Source organism: Bacillus sp. JJ1773 (genome assembly GCF_036962035.1).
In the GTDB taxonomy this organism is placed as follows: domain Bacteria; phylum Bacillota; class Bacilli; order Bacillales; family Cytobacillaceae; genus Cytobacillus.
In genome coordinates, this window is sequence record NZ_JBALNX010000010.1 from 34,398 (window position 1) to 38,853 (window position 4,456).

At 36.2% G+C, this 4,456-nt stretch carries 5 protein-coding genes; 4 read left to right on the forward strand and 1 reads right to left on the reverse strand.

What is annotated here, in order from left to right; genetic code table 11:
- Positions 1 to 46: 46 nt before the first annotated feature.
- The gene (locus V7127_RS02205; protein WP_335354467.1) at positions 47 to 598 is read right to left on the reverse strand and encodes a helix-turn-helix domain-containing protein; all 552 of its coding nucleotides are present in this window, start codon (positions 596 to 598) and stop codon (positions 47 to 49) included.
- Positions 599 to 745: 147 nt separating this feature from the next.
- Here V7127_RS02205 and V7127_RS02210 point away from each other — a divergent pair, with 147 nt between their 5' ends.
- From V7127_RS02210 to V7127_RS02225, 4 genes are all read left to right on the forward strand, one after another.
- Positions 746 to 1,474: an AzlC family ABC transporter permease gene (locus tag V7127_RS02210; RefSeq protein WP_335483193.1), complete on the forward strand. Its 729-nt coding sequence runs from the start codon at positions 746 to 748 to the stop codon at positions 1,472 to 1,474.
- A complete protein-coding gene (locus V7127_RS02215) occupies positions 1,467 to 1,772 on the forward strand; it encodes an AzlD domain-containing protein (protein WP_335483195.1) in 306 nt (101 codons plus the stop codon). Before V7127_RS02210 ends, V7127_RS02215 begins: the two co-directional genes overlap by 8 nt.
- A 167-nt stretch (positions 1,773 to 1,939) precedes the next feature.
- Positions 1,940 to 3,211 (forward strand): M48 family metallopeptidase, encoded by a 1,272-nt coding sequence (locus tag V7127_RS02220; RefSeq protein ID WP_335344460.1) that lies wholly within the window; start codon positions 1,940 to 1,942, stop codon positions 3,209 to 3,211.
- Positions 3,212 to 3,433: 222 nt separating this feature from the next.
- Complete coding sequence (locus V7127_RS02225; protein WP_335483197.1) at positions 3,434 to 4,345, forward strand: nuclease-related domain-containing protein; 912 nt, start codon at positions 3,434 to 3,436, stop codon at positions 4,343 to 4,345.
- Positions 4,346 to 4,456: the final 111 nt, after the last annotated feature.

Sequence of the window (4,456 nt, forward strand, 5' to 3'; positions counted from 1 at the left end):
AATCAGTGGGGGATGAAGGAATCCCCCCACTGATTGAAGTTTCACTTTATAAATAATACATGACAGCTTGGTATTCGACTAAATCTGTACCAATATTTTTATAGGTATGATTTTTATTGGCTAGGAATCTAATTGAATTTCCAGGGGATACTTGTCTGCAATGCTCACCAATTTGAATTTCAAGTTCACCTTTTAGAACAGTGATATATTCTTCTACACCATCATTATGCTTCTCTGAAAGATGCTGGCAGCCTGGATCCATTTCTACAATAAAGATTTCGAATTTTTTTCTAGGATCAAATGGAAAAATGGGGTACACTCGATATTCTCCATTGCTCTCTACGATGGGGGAAATGGATTTATAGTCTACAAATAATAAATCTGAGGGTTCGTCTTTAATTAGAGAGGAGAAGGAGACTTGGAGTCCGCTGGCAATTTTCCACAATGTTGTAACGGTTGGATTAGATTCTCCACGTTCGATTTGACCAAGCATAGCCTTGCTTACCCCTGTTAATTCTGAAGTGACATCAAGGCTTAGTCCTCTTTTTTTACGAATACTTCTTAGATTTTCTCCTATATTTTTTTGAATATTTTCCATTTTGTCCTCCAAATCTATTGTGTACTATAACGTTCGTATGTATAATATATTATAATTATTGGATGCTATAGTATATATTATGTCTATTATAGTGTATTTTTAAGCATATGTCTTTCAGATTTTTTCAAAAAAAAGGTGGTGCAGCTAATGGCTGAACTTGCATTAAACAAAACACAGTCAGAGTTAAGGAAAGGATTTCAATCAGGAATTAGCATTGCAATTGGATACATCCCAGTTGCATTAACCTTTGGACTGCTGGCAAAAACAACTGGACTAACATTTGGTGAAACGCTTTTAATGAGTTTAGTCGTATTTGCAGGTGCTTCCCAATATATATCCCTTAGCCTGTTGACGCTAGGTACAGGAGTATTTGAAATCATTCTAACAACATTCATTGTGAATATTCGACATTTCTTAATGTCATCAGCATTAAATGAAAAATGTGAAGAAGATTATTTTGTCAACAAAGCTATTTACTCGTTTGGGATTACGGATGAGTCCTTTTCTGTAGCGGCTATGAAGGAAGGAACAGTAACTACAGGATATATGCTTGGGCTTAATTTAATCGGTTATTTGAGTTGGGCTGCCGGAACTGGGTTTGGGTTTTTACTCGGGGCTAGCCTTCCCCAGACACTGCAGGAAAGCATGACGATTGCTCTTTATGCGATGTTTATTGGATTATTAGTACCTTCTATGAAAAAAAGTGTGAAAGTAGTGTTCCTAGCAGCCTTAGCTGCCTGCTTTAATACGATTTTCTCCATAACCAACGCACTTTCAACTGGTTGGGCAATTGTTGCTGCAACACTTTTATCAGCAGTTATCATTGAGCTAATAGAAGGAGTAAAGAAAAAGCAGAGGGGGAAAGGGGATGAGTAGTCATATTGTTTGGATGATTATCGGTATGGGGGTTGTTACTTATATCCCTAGAATGCTTCCGTTTTTACTCTTTAAAGGGAAGGAATTGCCAGTGTTTCTGCAGGGTGTTCTTAAAAATGTTCCTGCTGCTACTCTAGGGGCACTTGTTTTTCCGGGAGTTTTCTTTATTAATGAAGATGTATGGTTTGGGATATTAGGAGCAGCAGCTGCCTTTTTTGTCGCGTATCTTGGGGCAAATGTTATTTTTGTTGTTTTAAGTTCGATTGTTGTTTTATCAATCTATTCTTTTATTATGTGATGATCGGAAGCCGGTTCAAAATAGAATCGGTTTTTTCGATTTTTTCTTATGGAAAATGTACAAGCTATACAAAGGCTTAAGCCTATAGCAAGTATTAAGAATTTGTTCTAAATATTGATTTTTATACTAAACTTACATTGAAGGGTTGTACAAGAGGGGGGAGAGAGATGGCAAGAAAAATTGGACTATATGGGGTTATATCCTATTGCCTATATGGACTTTTCTTTTATTGGTATTTATTTTATTTTGCCGATACAAGCTTGACCTTCGAGTATCAGGGGACGAGGGCAGATCCAGCTACCTTTCTAAATGGAAGAGAGCTTATGCTTAGTGAGGAGTATTCTAAGATAAGGAATTTATTATTTTTCTTGTCTACACCATTTGAGTGGCTTTTTTATCTTTTTATTTTGCTGCTTGGTTTTTCAAAGACATTTAAAAAGTGGGCAGAGCAGACAGCAAAAATTAAGTTTTTTCAAAATGCCATTTATTTAATTTGGCTATCCTTTTTTGCTTTTATCGCGACAATGCCACTAAGTTATATTAGTTATTCTTTTTCTAAAAGCTATAATATTTCCACGCAATCCTTTAGCGGCTGGATGAAGGATGAGCTTATTGACTTCTGGATCAATTATGGGACGATGATTATTATTGTTTCGGTTCTCTATTGGCTGATTAATAAAAGCCGAAAAAGATGGTGGCTCTATGCATGGCTGCTTTCGATACCATTTACATTATTTATGATGTTTTTGCAGCCTGTTGTTATTGATCCGCTTTATAATGACTTTTATCCATTGAAAAATAAAGAGCTGGAAGCGAAAATTCTAGAACTAGCCGATCAAGCTCAAATACCTGCCGAGCATGTATTCGAAGTCAATATGTCTGAAAAAACGAATGCACTTAACGCGTATGTGAATGGAATTGGGACAAACTCAAGAATTGTTCTTTGGGATACGACTTTGGATCGGTTAACTGAAGGCCAAATTCTATTTATTATGGCACATGAAATGGGGCATTATGTTGAAAAGCATATTTATTTCGGAATAGCCGGGTATCTACTTTTATCTTTAATCGGATTATATTTAGCAGCAAGATTGATGGAGTATGCGATTAGCAGGTGGGGGGAAGCGTTGAAGATTCCAGCAGTCAATGATATTCGCTCCTTGCCGCTTTTCTTAATGATTCTTTCCATGCTGCTGTTTATTTCAAGCCCGCTTTCAAATTTTGTATCCCGCTATCAAGAGTCACGTGCGGATCAATATGCAATTGAGTTGACAAAAGACACAGATGAGGCAATTTCAACCTTTCAGGAATTAACCCGTGCTGGAAAAAGTCAGGTGAATCCTCCGCTTTTAGTGAAAGTATTCCGTTATGGTCATCCGACTATGCTAGAACGAATATCAACGCTTGAAGAATATGAAATCAAAATGCGATCCAAATAGCGTGAGCAGGCAATTTGTCTGCTCATGTTTTTTGGGAAATTGTGATCATGGTAAGTCTTGACAATTTAATAATTAGAATTAAAATGGTGACAAGATACCTCTCCGTTTATTCCCGCTTTTTTCATCTCTATTAAACTTCTAGTTAGATTAATTTTTTTACTCATGATTATTTATCCATTGATGTAGCGCTAATACAAAGAAAATTAATATGGGATGTGGAAAATGATTATTAAATCTCGCACTGAGCCTGAAGAATTAAAGCTTTTTCGATATTTAAATGTTCGAACGAATTTATCGGAGAAGGATCAGAATTATTATTTGAGCCTTGAGAAGGGGTATCAGGGAGAGCTAATGTTTGACGCTTTAATTAATCCCCTTGCTATTAATTGGCTAATAATAAATGGATTAATGCTCGAATATAATCATACCGTTTTTCAAATAGATACATTGCTAATATCTTCTGAAAAAATATTTGTTTTTGAAGTTAAAAATTACGAGGGTGATTATTTTCTAAAGGATGGCAGGTGGTATACCTTCTCGAAAGTGGAAATAAGGAATCCATTGGACCAGTTAAGTCGGTGTGAATCCCTTCTCCGGAGGTTGCTTCAGGAACTTGGACTCAATGTCCCCATCGAAACAAATCTTGTTTTCATTTACCCCGACTTTTATTTATACCACGCACCAATGGACCTTCCTATTATTTTTCCTACACAGCTTAATCGCTTAATAACACAATTAAGCAAAAACACTAAAAAATACAAAGAAAGTCACTTAAGTCTCGCAAAACGATTAACATCTCTCCATATTGAGAAATCACCATATATGCGTTTACTTGATTATAGTTATGACCAGTTGAAAAAAGGAGTAACCTGTGTTTGCTGCCGTTCATTTAATGTTGAGGTGAAAATGAACAGAGTGGTCTGTAAAGAATGTGGACATAAGGAAGGACTACCTGCAGCAGTACTTCGCAACGTAGAGGAATTTGCATTTCTTTTTCCAGATCGAAAAATTACTACAAATGACATGCTGGAATGGTTTAAGGTTATCGAGTCTAAGATAACCATGAGAAAGCTGCTCACGCAAAACTTTAATCAGCTGGGGCATGGTAAGTATTCTTATTATGAGAAATTATGAAAATCTATATATCAGGATGGGGCAATAAAAGGCTTACGGAACAGAATTTGATAAACTTATGCGAAAAACACTTACCATAAATGTTCATAGCACGCGTTTCGGAGCGCCCGT

Excerpts from the sequence above, each read along its gene's own strand:
- V7127_RS02205 (WP_335354467.1), bottom strand. The coding sequence starts at position 598 with ATGGAAAATATTCAAAAAAATATAGGAGAAAATCTAAGAAGTATTCGT.
- V7127_RS02215 (WP_335483195.1), top strand. The coding sequence starts at position 1,467 with ATGAGTAGTCATATTGTTTGGATGATTATCGGTATGGGGGTTGTTACT.
- V7127_RS02210 (WP_335483193.1), top strand. The coding sequence starts at position 746 with ATGGCTGAACTTGCATTAAACAAAACACAGTCAGAGTTAAGGAAAGGA.
- V7127_RS02225 (WP_335483197.1), top strand. The coding sequence starts at position 3,434 with ATGATTATTAAATCTCGCACTGAGCCTGAAGAATTAAAGCTTTTTCGA.
- V7127_RS02220 (WP_335344460.1), top strand. The coding sequence starts at position 1,940 with ATGGCAAGAAAAATTGGACTATATGGGGTTATATCCTATTGCCTATAT.